16 protein-coding genes are annotated in these 15445 nt (G+C 74.5%); 13 read left to right on the top strand and 3 right to left on the bottom strand.

The window, feature by feature from the left end; translation table 11 throughout:
• Positions 1 to 51: 51 nt before the first annotated feature.
• The 11 genes from ACIQD7_RS29470 to idi all read left to right on the top strand — a co-directional run bounded on the left by ACIQD7_RS29470 (position 52) and on the right by idi (position 10769).
• On the top strand, positions 52 to 1101 hold the full coding sequence (locus tag ACIQD7_RS29470) for a ketoacyl-ACP synthase III family protein (protein WP_402445523.1): 1050 nt from the start codon (positions 52 to 54) through the stop codon (positions 1099 to 1101).
• A complete protein-coding gene (locus tag ACIQD7_RS29465) occupies positions 1094 to 1729 on the top strand; it encodes a hypothetical protein (protein ID WP_402445522.1) in 636 nt (211 codons plus the stop codon). Before ACIQD7_RS29470 ends, ACIQD7_RS29465 begins: the two co-directional genes overlap by 8 nt.
• Positions 1730 to 1851: 122 nt before the next feature.
• A complete protein-coding gene (locus tag ACIQD7_RS29460) occupies positions 1852 to 3432 on the top strand; it encodes a GH3 auxin-responsive promoter family protein (RefSeq protein WP_402445791.1) in 1581 nt (526 codons plus the stop codon).
• Between the two features lie 114 nt (positions 3433 to 3546).
• Complete coding sequence (locus ACIQD7_RS29455; protein WP_402445520.1) at positions 3547 to 4404, top strand: SAM-dependent methyltransferase; 858 nt, start codon at positions 3547 to 3549, stop codon at positions 4402 to 4404.
• Positions 4401 to 5864, top strand: coding sequence for an NAD(P)/FAD-dependent oxidoreductase (locus ACIQD7_RS29450; protein WP_402445518.1), 1464 nt, complete (start codon positions 4401 to 4403; stop codon positions 5862 to 5864). The genes ACIQD7_RS29455 and ACIQD7_RS29450 overlap by 4 nt, the downstream gene beginning before the upstream one ends.
• A complete protein-coding gene (locus ACIQD7_RS29445) occupies positions 5864 to 7078 on the top strand; it encodes a hypothetical protein (protein ID WP_402445517.1) in 1215 nt (404 codons plus the stop codon). The genes ACIQD7_RS29450 and ACIQD7_RS29445 overlap by 1 nt, the downstream gene beginning before the upstream one ends.
• Positions 7075 to 7902 (top strand): DUF6182 family protein, encoded by an 828-nt coding sequence (locus tag ACIQD7_RS29440; RefSeq protein ID WP_402445515.1) that lies wholly within the window; start codon positions 7075 to 7077, stop codon positions 7900 to 7902. The genes ACIQD7_RS29445 and ACIQD7_RS29440 overlap by 4 nt, the downstream gene beginning before the upstream one ends.
• A 2-nt stretch (positions 7903 to 7904) precedes the next feature.
• Positions 7905 to 8567 carry a LysR substrate-binding domain-containing protein gene (locus ACIQD7_RS29435; RefSeq protein WP_402445513.1) on the top strand — a complete coding sequence of 221 codons (663 nt, stop codon included), beginning with the start codon at positions 7905 to 7907 and terminating at the stop codon, positions 8565 to 8567.
• Positions 8564 to 9370 carry an alpha/beta fold hydrolase gene (locus ACIQD7_RS29430; protein WP_402445512.1) on the top strand — a complete coding sequence of 269 codons (807 nt, stop codon included), beginning with the start codon at positions 8564 to 8566 and terminating at the stop codon, positions 9368 to 9370. Before ACIQD7_RS29435 ends, ACIQD7_RS29430 begins: the two co-directional genes overlap by 4 nt.
• Positions 9364 to 10215, top strand: coding sequence for a class I SAM-dependent methyltransferase (locus tag ACIQD7_RS29425; protein WP_402445511.1), 852 nt, complete (start codon positions 9364 to 9366; stop codon positions 10213 to 10215). Before ACIQD7_RS29430 ends, ACIQD7_RS29425 begins: the two co-directional genes overlap by 7 nt.
• Positions 10216 to 10241: 26 nt before the next feature.
• Positions 10242 to 10769, top strand: a complete 528-nt coding sequence (idi, locus tag ACIQD7_RS29420; protein ID WP_402445788.1) for an isopentenyl-diphosphate Delta-isomerase — start codon at positions 10242 to 10244, stop codon at positions 10767 to 10769.
• Positions 10770 to 10828: 59 nt separating this feature from the next.
• On the opposite strand, the gene ACIQD7_RS29415 is transcribed toward idi, so the two are convergent.
• Entirely contained in the window at positions 10829 to 11203 is a 375-nt protein-coding gene (locus ACIQD7_RS29415; protein ID WP_402445509.1) for a MerR family transcriptional regulator, read from the bottom strand.
• Between the two features lie 58 nt (positions 11204 to 11261).
• On the opposite strand from ACIQD7_RS29415, the gene ACIQD7_RS29410 reads away from it, so the two are divergent.
• Positions 11262 to 12470: an MFS transporter gene (locus ACIQD7_RS29410; RefSeq protein WP_402445507.1), complete on the top strand. Its 1209-nt coding sequence runs from the start codon at positions 11262 to 11264 to the stop codon at positions 12468 to 12470.
• Positions 12471 to 12511: 41 nt separating this feature from the next.
• A complete protein-coding gene (locus ACIQD7_RS29405) occupies positions 12512 to 13390 on the top strand; it encodes an NADP-dependent oxidoreductase (protein WP_402445505.1) in 879 nt (292 codons plus the stop codon).
• 58 nt (positions 13391 to 13448) lie between these two features.
• Here ACIQD7_RS29405 and ACIQD7_RS29400 read toward each other — a convergent pair whose 3' ends face one another.
• Both ACIQD7_RS29400 and ACIQD7_RS29395 read right to left on the bottom strand, forming a co-directional pair.
• On the bottom strand, positions 13449 to 13955 hold the full coding sequence (locus ACIQD7_RS29400; protein ID WP_402445503.1) for a MarR family winged helix-turn-helix transcriptional regulator: 507 nt from the start codon (positions 13953 to 13955) through the stop codon (positions 13449 to 13451).
• A 166-nt stretch (positions 13956 to 14121) separates the two neighbouring features.
• Entirely contained in the window at positions 14122 to 15324 is a 1203-nt protein-coding gene (locus ACIQD7_RS29395) for a sulfotransferase family protein (protein ID WP_402445502.1), read from the bottom strand.
• Positions 15325 to 15445 lie beyond the last annotated feature (121 nt).

Here is a 15445-nt window from a genome sequence, read left to right as displayed (position 1 = left end):
CGCGCACGCACCCACCACCACGGCACGGAACAAAGCGACGGAGGGGAAGACATGCGCTGGTCAGGGATGTACATCGACGCGGTGGCCGCCGTGCTCGGCGAACCGGTCGACAGCGCGCGGGCGGTCGCCGAAGGGCGCTTCAGCGCCGAGGAGGCCGCCCGCAGCCGACAGCGGGCGGCCCGCGTCAGCGACCGCCCCGCCCCCGACCTGGCGGTCGACGCGGCCCGGCTGGCACTCGACCGGGCGGGCCGGGACCCCCGGGACGTCGGCCTGCTCATCCACGCCGGATGCTTCCACCAGGGCATCAGCTTCGCCAACACCGCCTCCTACGTCCAGCACGGGGCGCTCGGCCACGGCGAGGCCATGGCCTTCGAGCTGCGCCAGATGTCCAACGGCGGCATGGCCGCGCTCGAACTGGCCGCCGCCCACCTGAGCGCCGTGCCCGAGGTCACCGCGGCGCTGCTCACCACCGCGGACCGGTTCGCCGAACCGCGCTTCCCCCGGTGGACGGCCGACCGGGGACTGGTCTTCGGCGACGGGGGCACCGCCGCGGTGCTCTCGCGGACCCCGGGCCGACTGCGGCTCGTGGCCACCGCGACCCACTCCGAGCCCTCCCTCGAAGGCCTGCACCGGGGCGACGACCTCCACCACCCGCCCGCCGATCCGGCGGCGCCGCTCGACCTGGTGGCGCGCAAGCGGGTCTTCCTGGAGGGCACGCCGCTCGCCGAGACCATCGCCCGCAACGAGGCGGGGATGCTCACGGCGGTCAAGCGCTGCACGGAGGACGCGGAGTGCGACGTCGCCGACATGGCGGCCGTCGTGGTGCCCTTCTTCGGGGCCGACCTCGCGCACAAGCAGTGCATCGGCCCGCTCGGCGTCCCCGAGAAGCGCACGCTCCTGGAGTACGGGCTCGGGATCGGGCACCTCGGCCCCGGCGACCAGTTCGCGGGCCTGAGCCACCTGCTGGAGACCGGCCGGATCGACACGGGCGACCGGGTCCTCCTGGTGGGCGTGGGTGCCGGGTTCGTCTGGACCTGCGCGGTCGTCGAGGTGACCGGAGGGGCGCTCGCCGGAGCGGGCGGGGAGGCCGTCCGTGACTGACGCCCACCGGCCGTTCCACGTCCTGCTCGGCCCGGACGGCGCGGGCAAGTCCTCGGTCATGACCGAGGTCGCCGCCCGGCTGCCCGGCTGGCGGATCCTCTCCACCGACCACGACCTCCTCGGCCCCGGGCACGACCTCGTCGGCGCGCTGCGCCGGCACGTCGTCGACGACGTCCTGCCGCACCTCGGCACCCGCTACTCCGCCGACTTCCTGGCCAGCGTCCTGCAGACCGCCGTGGTCCACCTCAGGGACGAACTGGAGCGGCACGAGGACGACGGACCGCTGCTCGTGGACTCCTACTACTACAAGATCCTCGCGAAGTGCCGGCTGGCGGGGATGCGGAACAACCCCATGTACACCTGGTGGCGCTCCTTCCCGAAGCCCCGCGCGGTCGTCTACCTCGACGTCTCGCCCGCGTCCGCCTGGCGGCGCTCGGGCGACGGCGCGCGGCTCAACCCGCTGGAGTACTTCGGCGAGCGCCCCGAGTGGCTGGGCTTCGAGAGCTACCAGACGAGCCTTCGCAAACTGATGCTGGAAGAGGTGCGGGACGTGCCCGTGACGATCATCGGGGAACAGCCGAGCGCGGCCAGGGCCGCCGACGCCGTGGTGGAGGTGATCGCCCCGTGACCGCGGACACCGTGCCCGCCGGGACGGGCGACGCGACCGGCTGGGCGGCCCCCGGGCACGCCGAGCGCTACCGCGAGCGGGTCTTCGCCGAACGCGCCCGGCTCGCCGCCGCCCTCGGCGACATGCGGGGACGGCAGCACGACGTCCTCACCGACCTGCTCGACTTCAACTCCGGCACCGAGTTCGGCAAGCGGCACGACTTCGGCCGGATACGCGACATCGACGACTTCCGCAAGGCCGTCCCCGTACAGGACTACGCCGCCCACGCCCCGCTCATCGAGCGGATGGCGGCCGGCGAGCCGAACCTCCTCTCGGCCGACCAGCCGGTCGTCTACTTCACCAGCAGCGGAAGCACCGGCGCCCACAAGAAGATCCCGGTCACCCCGCGCTTCATGCGCACCACGTTCTTCCCCTTCTACTACGCGGCCTGGGCCCCGCTCGTCGAGAACCACCCCGACGTCGCGCACCGGCCCGACGCCGTCCTCAACCTCAAGCACGACCCGCTGGCCGCCCCGCCCACCACGTCCGGCGGCCGGCCCCACGTCGGCGCCAGCCAGGTGGACTTCGGCGCCAAGTTCGGCGAACCTCTCTCGGCCGAGCTGGGCACCGCCGCGCCCTGGGGCACCCTGCCCGTGGACGTCGCCCCCGACGACCACCTGGAGAAGGCCTACCTGCGGCTGAGGCTCGCCGTCCAGAGCGACGTGCGCTGTCTGATCGGCATCAACCCGGCGATGATCGCGGCCGTGCCGTACCAGCTCGGCCTGTGGGGGGAGCGGATCGTCAAGGAGGTCCGCGACGGGACGCTGGGCGGTGTGCCGCACGGCGACCCGGACCCGGCGCGCGCCGCCGAACTGGAGCGGCTGGCCGACTACTTCGGCACCCTCTCCCCGGCCCGGGTGTGGCCGAGGATCCGGGCCCTGTTCGGCTGGACGACCGGCGTCGCCTCCCTCTACCTGCCGACCCTGCGCCACCGCTTCGGCGCCGGGGTCGCGGCCCTTCCGGCCCCGGTGGCGGCGTCCGAGGGGCCGGTCGGGGTGCCGCTGGACCGGCACGGCTCGGCGGGCAGCCTGGTCGTCACCGCCTCCGCGTACGAGTTCGTGGACGCCGACGCCGACCTCACGCCCGACGTCGAGACGCTGCTGCCGCACGAGCTGGAGGCGGGACGCGAGTACCACGTGCTCTTCAGCCACGTCGGCGGCCTCTACCGGTACGCCGTGGGCGACGTCGTACGGGTCGTGGACATGCCCGGCGGCGTCCCCCGGGTCTCCTACGCGGGCCGTGCCAACCGGTCCGACGCGGCCGGGGAGCGGCTGCGCGAGTCCCAGGTCGTACGGGCCCTGCGCGGCGCGCTCGACGCCACCGGCCTCGACCTCGTCAACGTCGCCTGCCGGACCGAGCGCACCTCCGGGGCGAGCGCACCGCACTACGTCTTCGCCGTCTCCCCGGCCACCCCCTGGCAGGACGCCGAGGCGGGCCGCTTCACCACCCTCCTGGACGAGGCCCTGACGCGGGAGTCCGCCGACTACGCCAGGGCCCGCACCGACCGCCGCCTGGCGGCCCCGGCGCTCCTCCTCCTCGACCGGGACGCCTTCCAGCGGGACTGGCACGCCGCGGTGGCCACCGGCATCCGCCCCACCCAGGTCAAGGACCGCCTGTTCCGCCAGGACACCACCCTCTGGCGCCGGCTGACGGGCACCGCCTGACGGCGGCCGGACCCCGCGAGCCGCCCCCGACGCGCCGCCCGGCGCCCGGGGACGGCCCCCGAACACGCCCGACACCCACACCCACGCCCACACGCACGCCCAAGGAGAGCCCCGATGACCGAACTGCTCAACCCGGTGGAGCGGACAGCCCTGCTCACCGCGGCGCTCCGGTCCGCCGAGACCCGGCGGGAGGACCGGCTCTACGAGGACCCGTACGCCGCCCGCCTCTGCGGCGACGCCGGACCCGAGCTGCTGGCCGAGGTGCGGGCCGCGACGTTCCCGCCCGACCGGCCCCGCTCGCTGCCCAGCACCCCGGACTACAACGCCATCCGCACCCGCTTCTTCGACGACTTCCTGCACGGCGCCGCGCAGGACCCGGAGATGACGCAGATCGTCCTCGCGCCCTCCGGCATGGACTCCCGCGCCTACCGGATGGAATGGCCCGCCCACATCCGCTACTTCGAGGTCGACCGGCCCGCCGTCCTGGAGTTCAAGGCCGACCGGCTCCGGGGCGTCGCCCCCCGGGTGGCACACCGCTCCGTGGCCGTCGACCTCACTGACGACGACTGGGAGAGCCGGCTCGTGGACAGCGGGTACGACCCCGCGCTGCCGTCCACCTGGCTGCTCGAAGGACTGCTCTACTACATCCCGGAAGCCGACACGCACCGCATGTTGGAGCGCGTGGCCGCCGTCTCCGCGCCCGGCAGCCGCGTCGCGGCCGACCTCGTCAACGCGGCCGCGCTGACGCTGCCCCACATGCGCGGGCTGCTCGACGTCTTCGCGGGCTGGGGCTGCCCCTGGCTCTTCGGCAGCGACGAGCCCGAGGCGCTCTTCGACCGGTACGGATTCGACGTCACCGCCGTCCAGCCCGGCGAGCCCGGCGCCGACTTCGGGCGCTGGCCCGACCCGGTACCGCCGCGCGACGTCAAGGACGTGCGCCGGGTCTTCTTCGTCCACGGGCGGCGGCGTTGACCGCTCCGGAGACCTCCACCGCTCCCGCGGTCGTCGCGGGCGGCAGCATCGCGGGACTCGCCACCGCCCTGGCCCTCGCCGAACGCGGCATCCCGGTACGGGTCCTGGAGCGGTCCGACCCGCCCCCGGAGGGCCCGCCGGCCAAGGCCGCCGAGCTCTGGGAGCGCCCCACCACCCCGCAGAGCGTCCACTCGCACATCCTCACCTCGCTCGGCGTCCGCGTCCTGCGCGAGCACGCCCCGCGGCTCCTGGAGAACGCCCTCGCGGAAGGCGCGCGGCTCCTGGACCTGACGGAGGCGGCGCCCGCCGGGCCGCGCGAGCCGGGCGACGACGACCTCGTGGCCCTCGCCGTACGCCGTACGTTCCTCGAACTGCTGCTGTACCGCGCGGTGCGCGACCTGCCGGGCGTCACCCTCGACCACGGGACGACGGTGCGCGGCCTGCTCCTCGACCCGTCCCGGTCCCGCGTCACGGGCGTCGTGACCGACCTCGGCGAGCGGCTGCCCGCGCGGTTCGTGGTGGACGCCACGGGCCGCCGGGCCTCCTCCCTCTCCTGGCTGACGGACGCCGGAACGCCCGTGGGCGAAGACCTGACGGCCCCCACCGAGCTGCGCGGCTTCACCCGCTTCTACCGGCTGGACGCACCCGGCGACGCGCTGCCCGGACCGCTGAACCGGGGCAACGCCGCCGGCGGCATCTGGGACCACTACGCCGCCGTCGTCCACCTCGCCGACAACCGCACCTTCGCGATCGCCGTCGGGGCGCCGACCGCCGACCCGGCGACGAACCTCCTGCGCACCACCGCCGGCTTCACCGCCGCCGCCCGGCTGTCGCCCCACGTGGCGCCGTGGACGGACGAGCGGCTCGTGACCCCTCTGACGGGCGTACGGGCCATCACCATGCCCCCCAACGTCCTGCGCTCCACCGCCCGCCCCGGCCGGTGGCGGGTGGCCGGCCTGTTCCCCGTCGGCGACGCCGCCTGCGTCACCGACCCGCTGTACGGACGGGGCATGTCGCTCGCCCTCCGGCACGCCTTCGCGCTGGCGGAGCTGCTCCGGGCGCACCCGGAGCCGGGAGCGGAGCAGAGCGAGCGGGCCGTACGGCTCGCCGAGGACGTCCACCGCCCCTGGTTCGAGCAGGCCGTCCACGACAGCCGGGCGCGCGCCCGGCTGTGGCGGTCCCGCGTCGAGGGCGCTCCATCCCCGCCAGTGCCGCCCGCCGCGCCCGGCCGTCCCGCCCTGGCCGAGATCGCGGGGGCCGCCGCCGGCGACACCGCGGTGTGGCGGGGGCTGACCCGCGTCCTGATGGGCCTGAACACGCCCGCGGAGGTCTTCGACTCGGCCGCCTTCAGGGAGCGGGTGCGCCTCGCCCGCGCCGACGGCGCCGCCGTCCCGGCGGGACTCCGGCCCCCGACCCGCGCGGAGCTGCTGGCCGCCCTGAGCCCGGGGGAGCGGAACTGATGGCCGCCACGCCGACGACGGCCGTACGGGCGGCCGGTGGACGCCCCGCCGGTGAACGACCCGCAAGCGAACGGGCGGCCGGTGAACGGCCGGCCGGCGCGCGCCGCAGGGTGCTGCTGGCCCCGGTCACGGTCACCCCGTCCAAGCCGCTGACGCCCAGCCACCTCAAGGGGCTGCTCTGGGCGGACGTGATGCACCGGGCCACGAAGCCGTCCGCCGACGTCACGTTCCGCTACAGCCACACCACGTACCACCCCACCGAACAGACCCTGGGATTCTGGGAGTTCCTCGACCGGACCGTGGGGGACGCCGACTACGCGAACCTGTCGGAGACGGACATCGGAGAGCTGTACGTCCGCCACCGCGCCGAGGAACGGACCGTCACCGCCGACGACCTGCGCCCCTATCGGGAGGCCGTCGAGAGCGACGGCTTCGTCCACCCGGCCGGCGCGCGCGTGCTGCGGCTGTGGGCCGGGCACTACGAGCGGCTCGGCCTGCACGACCCCGGACTGCTCGCGCACCAGCCCCCGGAATTCGGCCTGGAGGAGATGATCGGGGACCTGCTCGCGGACGGGCTGGCCATCGACCAGCGGGACGTGGGCGGCCCGGTGTACCTCGACGCCACCCGGTACGGCCTTCCCCTGCGGCGGATCGTCACCGCCGACGGACGCCCCAACTACCTCGCCTGCGCCCTGCGCGAGCTCCTGCCGCTCGCCCCCCGGTACGACGAGGTCGTCGTCCTGTACGACCGGGAACTCGACCCCGACTACCGGCTCCTGGAACGCGTCCTGGCCCACAAGGGCCCCACCGTGCACCGGGTGCCCATCGGCCGGGTGCCCATCGACGGGACCATCACCTCCGCCCGGCACGGCGGCTGGCACGACCACACCGTGGACGCCCTGCTGCGCTCCCTCGCCGACGCCGATCCGGCGGCGCTCCGGCTCGGCATGAGGCTGTACTTCATCGCCGCCCTCGGACCCGGGCAGCAGGAGTCCTTCCGGCACGACCTGCTGCGCAAGAGCGTGACCCGCGCCGAACAACTGCTGCACCGGGCCGGACGGGAGCCGGACGCGGACCCCGACGACCTGTCGGCACTGCTCCGGCGGCACCGGCGCGGACACACCCACGTCGACCCCTACCGGCTCACCTCGTCCCTGCTGAACCGGCGCGGTCCGGCCCCGGCCCGCTCCCTGCTCACCACGGTGTCGCCATGAACCTCAGCACCCTCCACTCCCTCCGCGCCCTGCGCGCGCACGGCGGGCCCGGAGCGCGGTCCGGGAACCCGCTCCGGACCCGGACCGACCGGCTCGGCCCCGAACGGCTGCTCGCCGTCGCCGCCGGACGGCTGCGCGACGCCCGGCCCGATCTGGCCGCGCGCTTCGACCTGACCGCCCTCCACGGCCTCCTGGACGCCCGGGCCGCCCTGGCCGCCGAGGAGGACGACCCCGCCGGAGGCGTCCTGGCCGTCGTCGTCGTGGACCGCTTCCGCCTCCCCGAATGGGTGGCCGAGACCTGCCGCTTCGCGCTGTCCGTACCGCGGGAGCGCGCCGAGCCGTGGCGGCGGGCCTTCACCCGCACCGTCTTCCTCGCCGGCCGGCCGGGCAACCTCACCGAGCGGTTCGCCTTCGACCACGTGGCCGAGGACGGCTCCACCGCCTGGTGCGGGCCCGCCCCCGGCGCGGCCACCACCGCCCTGCGCCGCATCCTCAAGACGTTCAGCGGCACCCGGGAGCTCTCCGCGTGGACCCCCGTGACCGTCGAGGTGCCGGCCCCGGACGGCACGGTCCGCCCGCCCGTCCACCGCGACCTGTACGTCGCCACGGCCCGGGTCACCGTCTCCGAACTGCTGGTGCAGGTGAACCACCTCGTCGTCGAGGCGGTCCTGGACGGACTGATCGCCCCCGGCGACCGGCTGACCCTGCGCCCCGTCCCCCGACTGACCGGGACGACCGTCCCGTTCGCCGCCCTGCGCGTCGACGCCGACCCCCACGCCCCCAGCGGACTCCGCGCCTACGCCGGACTCACCGAGGAGAGCTGACCATGCCCGACACCCCGCCCACCGCCACGCTCGACGGGGCCGGTCCCCGGACCGCCGCGCGCCCCGTCCGCCTCGGCATCCACGGCGCCCCGCACCTCGCCACCCGCATCATCAGGGCCGCCGGCCACCGCCCGGAGGAGGTGGAGTTCGTCCCCTACGACGTGGCCGAGCCGTTCCGCCCGCTGCGGGAGGGCGCCGTGGACGTCATGATCGTCAAGTACGTCCTCCGGGAGCCGGACATCGCCGTCGGCGACCCGGTGGCCTTCGACGACCGCGCGCTGATCGTCGGTGCCGACCACCCCCTCGCGGACCGCGCCTCGGTCTCGATCGAGGAGGCCGCCCCCTACGACTCCTTCTCCTGCCCCGGAGACTTCCCCCCGTACGTCTGGGACCTGGTGGTGCCGCCGCACACCCCCCGCGGCACCCCGATCCGCCGCGTCCACCCGATGACCACGGTGGAGGGCATGGTCGAGGTCCTCACTGCCACGCGGGCCGTCCACGTGTCGTTCGCGTCGCTCGAAGCCGTGCTGCCGCCCCACATCAGGGCCGTGCCCGTCCACGACCTGCCGCCCGCCCCCGTCGCCCTGGCCCGGCTGCGCGACGCGGAACTCCCGCCGCCCGCCGCCGCCCTCCTCGCCGACGCCGAACGGCAGGCCCGGCGATGACCCCCGCACGGCCCGGCGCGCTCCCCGTCGTCCTGCTGCACGCCCTGCCCCTCGGCTCCGCCATGTGGAGGACCCAGGCGGAGGCGCTGCGCGCCCGGGGCCACACCGTCCTGACGCCCGACCAGCGCGGTTTCGGCGCCGTCCCGCTGGGCACCGAGCCGCCCTCCCTCGACACCGTGGCCGACGACCTCGCCGCCCTCCTCGACGAGCGCGGCATCCGGGAGGTGGCGCTCGCCGGGTGCTCGATGGGCGGCTACACGGCGATGGCCTTCCTGCGCCGCCACCCCGGCCGGGTCCGCGCCCTCGCCCTGCTCGCCACCCGGGCCGCCGCGGACACGCCGGAGACGGCGGCCGAACGCCGGAGGTTCGCCGACCTGATGCTCGACGAGACGCTCCGCGACCAGGTGGTGAGCCGCACCACCCCCTCGCTCCTCGGCTCCGGCACCCGGGCCCGCCGTCCCGACCTGGTGGACGAGGTCCTGGCGATGGCGACGGCCGCCGCGCCCGAGGCGGTGGCCTGGGCCCAGCGCGCCATCGCGGCGCGCCCGGACTCCACGTCCGTCCTGCGCGCCACCGACGTGCCCGCCCTCGTCGTCACCGGGGCGGAGGACGAACTCGTCACCGCGCGGGAGGCGGCGAGCACGTGCGACGCCCTGCCGCGCGGACGGCTCGTCACCGTGCCGGACGCGGGCCACCTCCAGCCGCTGGAGGCACCGGACCGGATCACCGGCCTCCTCACCGCACTGCTCGACGCCGCCGCCACCGCCGCCACGGCGGACCGGACCAGGGAGGAAACATGCTGACGAAGGACCACGCGGCCTGGGGGCACGCGGCATCGACCGGCCTCGGCTTCACCCACGAGGAGATCATCGACGCGCACTTCGCCGCGTGCGCGCCGCAGTACCAGGCGGCCCTGGACCAGGTGGGCGTCCGCTCCGGCTGGCACGTCCTCGACGCGGGCTGCGGCAGCGGCGCCTTCCTGCCCTGGCTGTCCGACCTGGTCGGTCCCGACGGCCGGGTGTCCGCGATCGACCTCGCCGAGGAGAACGCGGCGCTCGCCGCCGAACGGATGCGCGCGAGCCGCTCCTTCTGCGCCTTCGACGTCCGGCAGGGCGACGTGCTCGACCTTCCCTACGCGGACGACTCCTTCGACGCCGTCTGGTGTGCCAACACCACCCAGTACCTCGACGACGACGAACTCGCCCGCGCCCTGGGGGAGTTCCGCCGCGTCGTCAGGCCGGGAGGGATCGTGGCCGTCAAGGACCTGGACGCCTCGCTCATCACCGTGCGCCCGGGGGACCCCTTCCTGTTCACGGACTTCTTCCGGCACGCCGCCCGCACCCCCGGCTACGCGCGCCAACTGCTGCGCACCCGCCGGCTGCACGGAGCGTTCGACGGGGCCGGGCTGGCGTCGGTGCGGCAGCAGACGATGCTGATCGAGCACCACGCCCCGCTGGAACCGGCGGCCCTGGGCTTCTACACGCGCGCGTGCGCCAGCATCGCCCGACAGGCGGTCGACACGGGGTTCCCCGGCGACTGGGAGCCCTTCCTCGACCCGGACGGGGCGTCCCACCCGCTGCGCCGGCCGCACGGCTACATCAGCGAGGGCAACACCGTCACCGTGGGCGTCGTCCCGGCGGGCGCGTGAGCACCGCCACGGTCCCCGCCCCCGTCATGCTGGAGCTGGTGACCCCGGACGGAGAGACCACCGGCAGCGCGGAGAAGCTGAGCGCCCACGCCTTCCCCGGCACGCTCCACCGGGCCTTCTCCGTGTTCCTGCTCGCCCCGGACGGCCGACTGCTGCTCCAGCGCCGGGCCCTGACCAAGTACCACTGGGCGGGTGTGTGGTCCAACAGCTGCTGCGGCCACCCCCACCCCGGGGAGGACCCGGCGCGGGCGGCCGCCCGCCGCACCGCCGAGGAGCTCGGAATCCGGCCGGACGGGCTCCGGCCGGCCGGGACCGTCCTCTACCGTTACGGCGACGAGGCCTCGGGGCTCGTGGAGCACGAGTACAACCACCTCTTCGTCGGCGCCCTCACCGGCACTCCCGCACCAGATCCGGCCGAGGTCCACGAGACGGCCCTCGTCGACGCCGCCGAACTGGCGGACCTGCGTGCCCGGACGCCCTTCTCGGCCTGGTTCCCCGCCGTGCTGGACGCCGCGCTTCCCGAGATCCGCCGTACGGCCCCGGGCGGCTGGTGACCCCGCACGCGCGGACGCGTACGGGGTCACATCGGGAAGCGCCCCTCCGGGGCGGCGGTTCAGGCCGACTGGAGCGCCGCCCGCTGCGGCTGCGCGTCGATGACCCGGTCCAGGATGCCCCGCGAGGACCGCAGCTCGTCGATGGCCCGGGTGATCCGCTCCCGCTCCTGCCGCAGCTGGGCCACCAGGTCCGGGCACACCGGCACGAGCTCCTCGTTCTCCGTGCGGACGCAGGGGAGCACCCTCGCGATCGTCTCCGTCGTCAGCCCCGCGGTGAGCAGCGTACGCACGCGCCGCACCGTCTCGACGTCCTTCTCGCAGTAGACGCGGTAGCCGTTGGGCAGCCGGGTGGGGCTGAGCAGGCCCTGCTCCTCGTAGTAGCGCAACAGGCGCTCGCTCACGCCCGTCTGACGCGCCATCTCTCCCATGCGCATGGATCGGCCTCCTCGCTCGCTTGACTCTCACACTGATGTCAGACTTTAACGTCTCCCCATGAGAAAAAGCTCCGTGATCCTCACCGCGCTGTGCGTCTCCGTCTTCGTGGTCGGAACCTCCGAGTACCTCATCGCCGGCCTCCTTCCCCAGGTGGCCGGAGACCTCGGGGTCTCGGTGGGGGCCGCAGGACAGACCGTCACCGCGTACGGCCTCGGCGTGGTCGTCGGCGGCCCCGTGGTGACCCTGCTGACCGCGCGGATGCCCCGCAAGGGCCTCGCGCTCTCGCTGATGCTGCTCTTCGCGGTGGGCAGCGCGGTCAGCGCCTTCGCCGGTTCGTACGAGGTGCTGCTGCTCGGCCGCGTCCTGTCGTCCTTCAGCCACGCCGCGTTCTTCGCCCTCTCCCTGGTGGTCGCCAGCAAGGTCGTCCCGGAGGAGAAGGTGGGCCGGGCGACCGCCGCCGTCGTCTCGGGCCTGACCGTGGCCACCCTCCTCGGCGTCCCGCTGGGCGCGCTGCTCGGCGAGCGGACCAACTGGCGCACGCCCTTCGTCGTCCTCACCGTCCTGACGCTGCTCGGCACCGCGCTCCTCGCGGCCGTCCTGCCGCGCCAGGCCGCCGAGTCGGCCGGCGCCCGCGCCGAGATCCGGGTCATGGCACAGCGCCCGGTGCTGCTCGCCATCGCCACCACCGCGGTCGGCTTCGCCGGCGTCGCCACCGTCTTCACCTACATCGCGCCCCTGCTCACCGAGGTCACCGGCTTCGCCGCGTTCGTCGTCTCCGTGCTGCTGCTCGCCTACGGCGCGGGCAGCTTCCTCGGCAACATCATCGCGGGACGGCTCACCGACCGGGCCCCGGCGGCCACCCTGCGCGGCGTCTTCGCCGCACTGGCCCTGCTGCTCGCCTGCACCCCCTTCGCCGTGACGTGGAAGCCGACCGCCGTCCTCGCCGTCCTGCTGCTGGGCCTGCTGGCCACCGCGACCATCGCCCCCCTCCAGGGCCTGATCCTGCGGCACGCCCAGGAGGCGCCGACGCTGGCCGTCTCCGTCAACGTAGGCGCCTTCCAGCTGGCCACCGCCATGGGCTCGGCCGTCGGAGGCGTCATCGTCGCGGCGGGCGCGCTGCGCTGGACCGGACTGGCCGGCGCGGTGCTCAGCGCCCTCGGCCTCGCCATCTCCGTCTACGCGCTGCCCCGGAAGTCCAAGTCCGCGAAGGGCGAGGCCCCCGAGGCCGGTACGGCCGCGACCTCCCCCGCCCCCACCACCGTCTGATCCCCCAGAGATCCCCGAGAGAACCACAAGGAGTTCCTGTCATGCGTGCGGTACAGATCGATGTCCACGGCGGACCCGAGGCCCTCGTCGTCCGGGAGGTGCCGGACCCGCAGTGCGGTGAGGGCCAGGTCCTGGTGCGCACCGTCGCGAGCAGCCTCAACCCGGTCGACTGGAAGACCCGGGCCTGGGACGTGGGCCCCGTGCTCCCGGCGACCCTGGGCTGGGACCTGGCGGGCGTCGTCGTCGCCAGCGGGTCCCCGGAGTTCGCCGTGGGCGACCGGGTCGTCGCGATGTCGGCGCAGGTCGCCACCGGGCGCGGCACCTGGGCCGAGCTCGTCGCCCTTCCCGAGCACCTGGTGACCCCCGCGCCGAAGAGCCTCTCGCTGGTGGAGGCCGCCACGCTCCCGCTCGCCGGAACCACCGCCGTACAGGCGCTCGACAAGCTGCGGCTCAAGCCGGGCGACCGTCTGCTCGTCACGGGCGCCGCGGGCGCGGTGGGCGGCCTCGCCGTCCAGCTCGCCCGGCAGTCCGGAGTGGAGGTCGACGGCCTGGTCTCCCGGCCGGAACACGTCGAGCCGGTACGGGAGCTGGGCGCCGGGACCGTCACGGACCTGGTGACCGATCTGCCGGAGCGGGCGTACGACGCGGTGTTCGACACGGCGGGCGTGGACGTCACGGCGGCGCTCGTCGAGGGCGGCCGCTACGTCTCCGTCTCCGACGACCCGCTGCCGGACGTGCCGGGTGCCACCAAGAGCTACGTCCAGGAGAGCGCCAAGGACCTCGCCGCCCTGGTGGAGCTGGTGGACGCCGGCCGGCTGCGGGTGCGGGTGGCCGCGTACCACCCGGTGGCGGAGGTGCGCGCCGCGCACGAGCGCTTCGAGGCCGGCGGCCTGAGCGGCAAGGTGGTCCTGCTCTTCTGATCCCTCCGGACCGCGCGGCCGGTCCCGGCGGGCGGGGTCCCGCCCGCCGGGGCGGGGCCTACCGCTCCGGCAGGATGCGGGTGAGGAGCGGGGAGAGCGCGGGCGAGAGCGCAGCCATCTCGAAGGCCGTGTGGAGCTCGCGGCTGAAGGTCTCGGTGTAGTGCTCGAGCTCCCGGTGGCCGGCGTCGGTGAGCCGGATGACGATGCAGCGCCGGTCGTGCTCGCTGTGCCCGCGCTCGACCAGCTCGCTGCGCTCCAGCCGGGCCGCGACCCGGCTCAGCGTCGACTGGTTGACGCCCATCTCGTCGGCGAGCTCCTGCATCTGGAGCGCCTTGGGGGCGGCCTGCCGGATCGTGCTCAGGGCGATGAAGTCGGTGAGCCCGATGCCGTGGGAGCGCATCAGCTTGCGCTCCAGGATCTGCGAGACGTATCCGGAGAGCCGCGAGAGCTGCCACCAGACGTCGAGGGTGGGGTCCTGCGTGGCGTCGCGGTCCGCCGTGGGACCGATGTCCGACTCCGTGTCGCCGTCCGACGCCGACCTGTTTCCGCGGGACGTCCGCACCATGGCTCAACCCTCCAGCCTCACCCCGCCTCGGCGGCACGAGAATCACATGACGATATGCAATCCCCGTAACGCGACCTTAACAGATGCAGAGTCATACATTAATGTTTTCTCCGCGCAAGAATATGCCGATCGCGGAGAACGGCGCGATCGCCCCCTCCGCCGCCGGTCAACAGGAGGAAAGGCCCCACCGCCGACAGTACGCGGCCCGCAGGGCGCGGAAGTCCTCGGGCAGCGTCGTCTCGTCGGGACGGGCGAAGTGGCGTTCCTCCAGCGTCCCCTCGAACTGGCTGACCTGCTCCAGGACCCGGCGTTCTATCCCGCCGGGCAGGGGGACCCCCGCGAACTCGCAGATGCGGCGGACGGTCAGCAGCGGGGTCTGCAGCACCTCGGCGTGGGTGACGTCCAGGACCGCCGCCCCGGGCGGCGCCGGGTCGGACCAGCTCGGCACGCTCATCGCGGCGCCCAGCTGCCCGGCCCACTCGGAGGTGGCCTCGACCGGGTCCACCCGCGTCGACCAGGCGCGGCGGCGGGTCGTGCTGACCCCGACCACGTTGGAGAGGGACTCCAGCGGGTCGCGGTGCACCCTGATGACCCGGGCGGTCGGGTACGAGGCGAAGAGCGAGGGCAGCTGGAGCGAGTGGAACTCGTTGACGAGGAGCGGCGTGCCGCCGCTCACCCGCTGCAGGATCACCGCGAGCGCGTAGCGGTGGAACTCGTAGGCGGTGGTGGTGTCCTGGGCGTGGAGCCAGCGGGAGTAGGACGGGATCCGGTACTCCAGCGCGGCCGAGAAGGTGTGGAACGCGTACGTCAGGAGCAGGTGGTCCCCGTAGGGGGCGCCGAGGTCGGGCGGCCTGAACCCGTCGCACTGGCCCAGGTGCGACCAGAGGGCGCGCTCGAAGGGGTCGTCGGAGGCGCCCGCCGCCTGCCAGGGGTGCCACTCCGCGGAGGGGGACAGGATCTCCCAGAGGGAGGGGATGTTGAACGCGGAGTGCTGGTTCAGCAGGCGCTGGAGCCGGTAGAGGCCGGTGCCGGGCAGTCCCAGGACGAACACCGCGTCGTCGCCGTAGAGTTCGGGGTCGACGGCATGGGCCTCGACCAGCTCGCGGACCTTGATCTGGTTGCCGAGGGCGGACACGAGCCGCCGGCGGGCGACATCCACCCCGGCCGGCGTCAGCGCGGCCTCCTCGGTGAGCGCCTCGGCGAGCCGCTGGTAGGCAGGGACGAAGCAAGGGGAGAGGGAGCTCGGCTCGGTGCGCTGGAGCTGCGCCGCCGCGAAGAGTTCGTCCAGGTCGAAGGCGGCCGGCCGACGGCGTGACCCTGGGGCGGTGAACTCCTTCGTTCCGCAGGACGCGGCATGTCGGTTCACCATCTGATCCCCCCTCGTGCGCGGACCGAGCGAGCGTAACCCATCGATGACGACGACACGGGCTGTCGGCTCGAATGTAAGATCGAACACAGCCTGTTGTCGACGCCTGACCACCCGTGTCCGG

Origin of the sequence: Streptomyces sp. NPDC093071 (assembly GCF_044754545.1) — a bacterium.
GTDB lineage: Bacteria > Actinomycetota > Actinomycetes > Streptomycetales > Streptomycetaceae > Streptomyces.
Note: the sequence above shows the minus strand (reverse complement) of the source record. Positions and strands in the feature narration are given on the sequence as shown.

Excerpts from the sequence above, each read along its gene's own strand:
- ACIQD7_RS29440 (WP_402445515.1), top strand. The coding sequence starts at position 7,075 with ATGAACCTCAGCACCCTCCACTCCCTCCGCGCCCTGCGCGCGCACGGC.
- ACIQD7_RS29435 (WP_402445513.1), top strand. The coding sequence starts at position 7,905 with ATGCCCGACACCCCGCCCACCGCCACGCTCGACGGGGCCGGTCCCCGG.
- idi (WP_402445788.1), top strand. The coding sequence starts at position 10,242 with ATGCTGGAGCTGGTGACCCCGGACGGAGAGACCACCGGCAGCGCGGAG.
- ACIQD7_RS29415 (WP_402445509.1), bottom strand. The coding sequence starts at position 11,203 with ATGCGCATGGGAGAGATGGCGCGTCAGACGGGCGTGAGCGAGCGCCTG.
- ACIQD7_RS29445 (WP_402445517.1), top strand. The coding sequence starts at position 5,864 with ATGGCCGCCACGCCGACGACGGCCGTACGGGCGGCCGGTGGACGCCCC.
- ACIQD7_RS29455 (WP_402445520.1), top strand. The coding sequence starts at position 3,547 with ATGACCGAACTGCTCAACCCGGTGGAGCGGACAGCCCTGCTCACCGCG.
- ACIQD7_RS29395 (WP_402445502.1), bottom strand. The coding sequence starts at position 15,324 with ATGGTGAACCGACATGCCGCGTCCTGCGGAACGAAGGAGTTCACCGCC.
- ACIQD7_RS29405 (WP_402445505.1), top strand. The coding sequence starts at position 12,512 with ATGCGTGCGGTACAGATCGATGTCCACGGCGGACCCGAGGCCCTCGTC.
- ACIQD7_RS29400 (WP_402445503.1), bottom strand. The coding sequence starts at position 13,955 with ATGGTGCGGACGTCCCGCGGAAACAGGTCGGCGTCGGACGGCGACACG.
- ACIQD7_RS29425 (WP_402445511.1), top strand. The coding sequence starts at position 9,364 with ATGCTGACGAAGGACCACGCGGCCTGGGGGCACGCGGCATCGACCGGC.
- ACIQD7_RS29410 (WP_402445507.1), top strand. The coding sequence starts at position 11,262 with ATGAGAAAAAGCTCCGTGATCCTCACCGCGCTGTGCGTCTCCGTCTTC.
- ACIQD7_RS29470 (WP_402445523.1), top strand. The coding sequence starts at position 52 with ATGCGCTGGTCAGGGATGTACATCGACGCGGTGGCCGCCGTGCTCGGC.
- ACIQD7_RS29460 (WP_402445791.1), top strand. The coding sequence starts at position 1,852 with ATGCGGGGACGGCAGCACGACGTCCTCACCGACCTGCTCGACTTCAAC.
- ACIQD7_RS29430 (WP_402445512.1), top strand. The coding sequence starts at position 8,564 with ATGACCCCCGCACGGCCCGGCGCGCTCCCCGTCGTCCTGCTGCACGCC.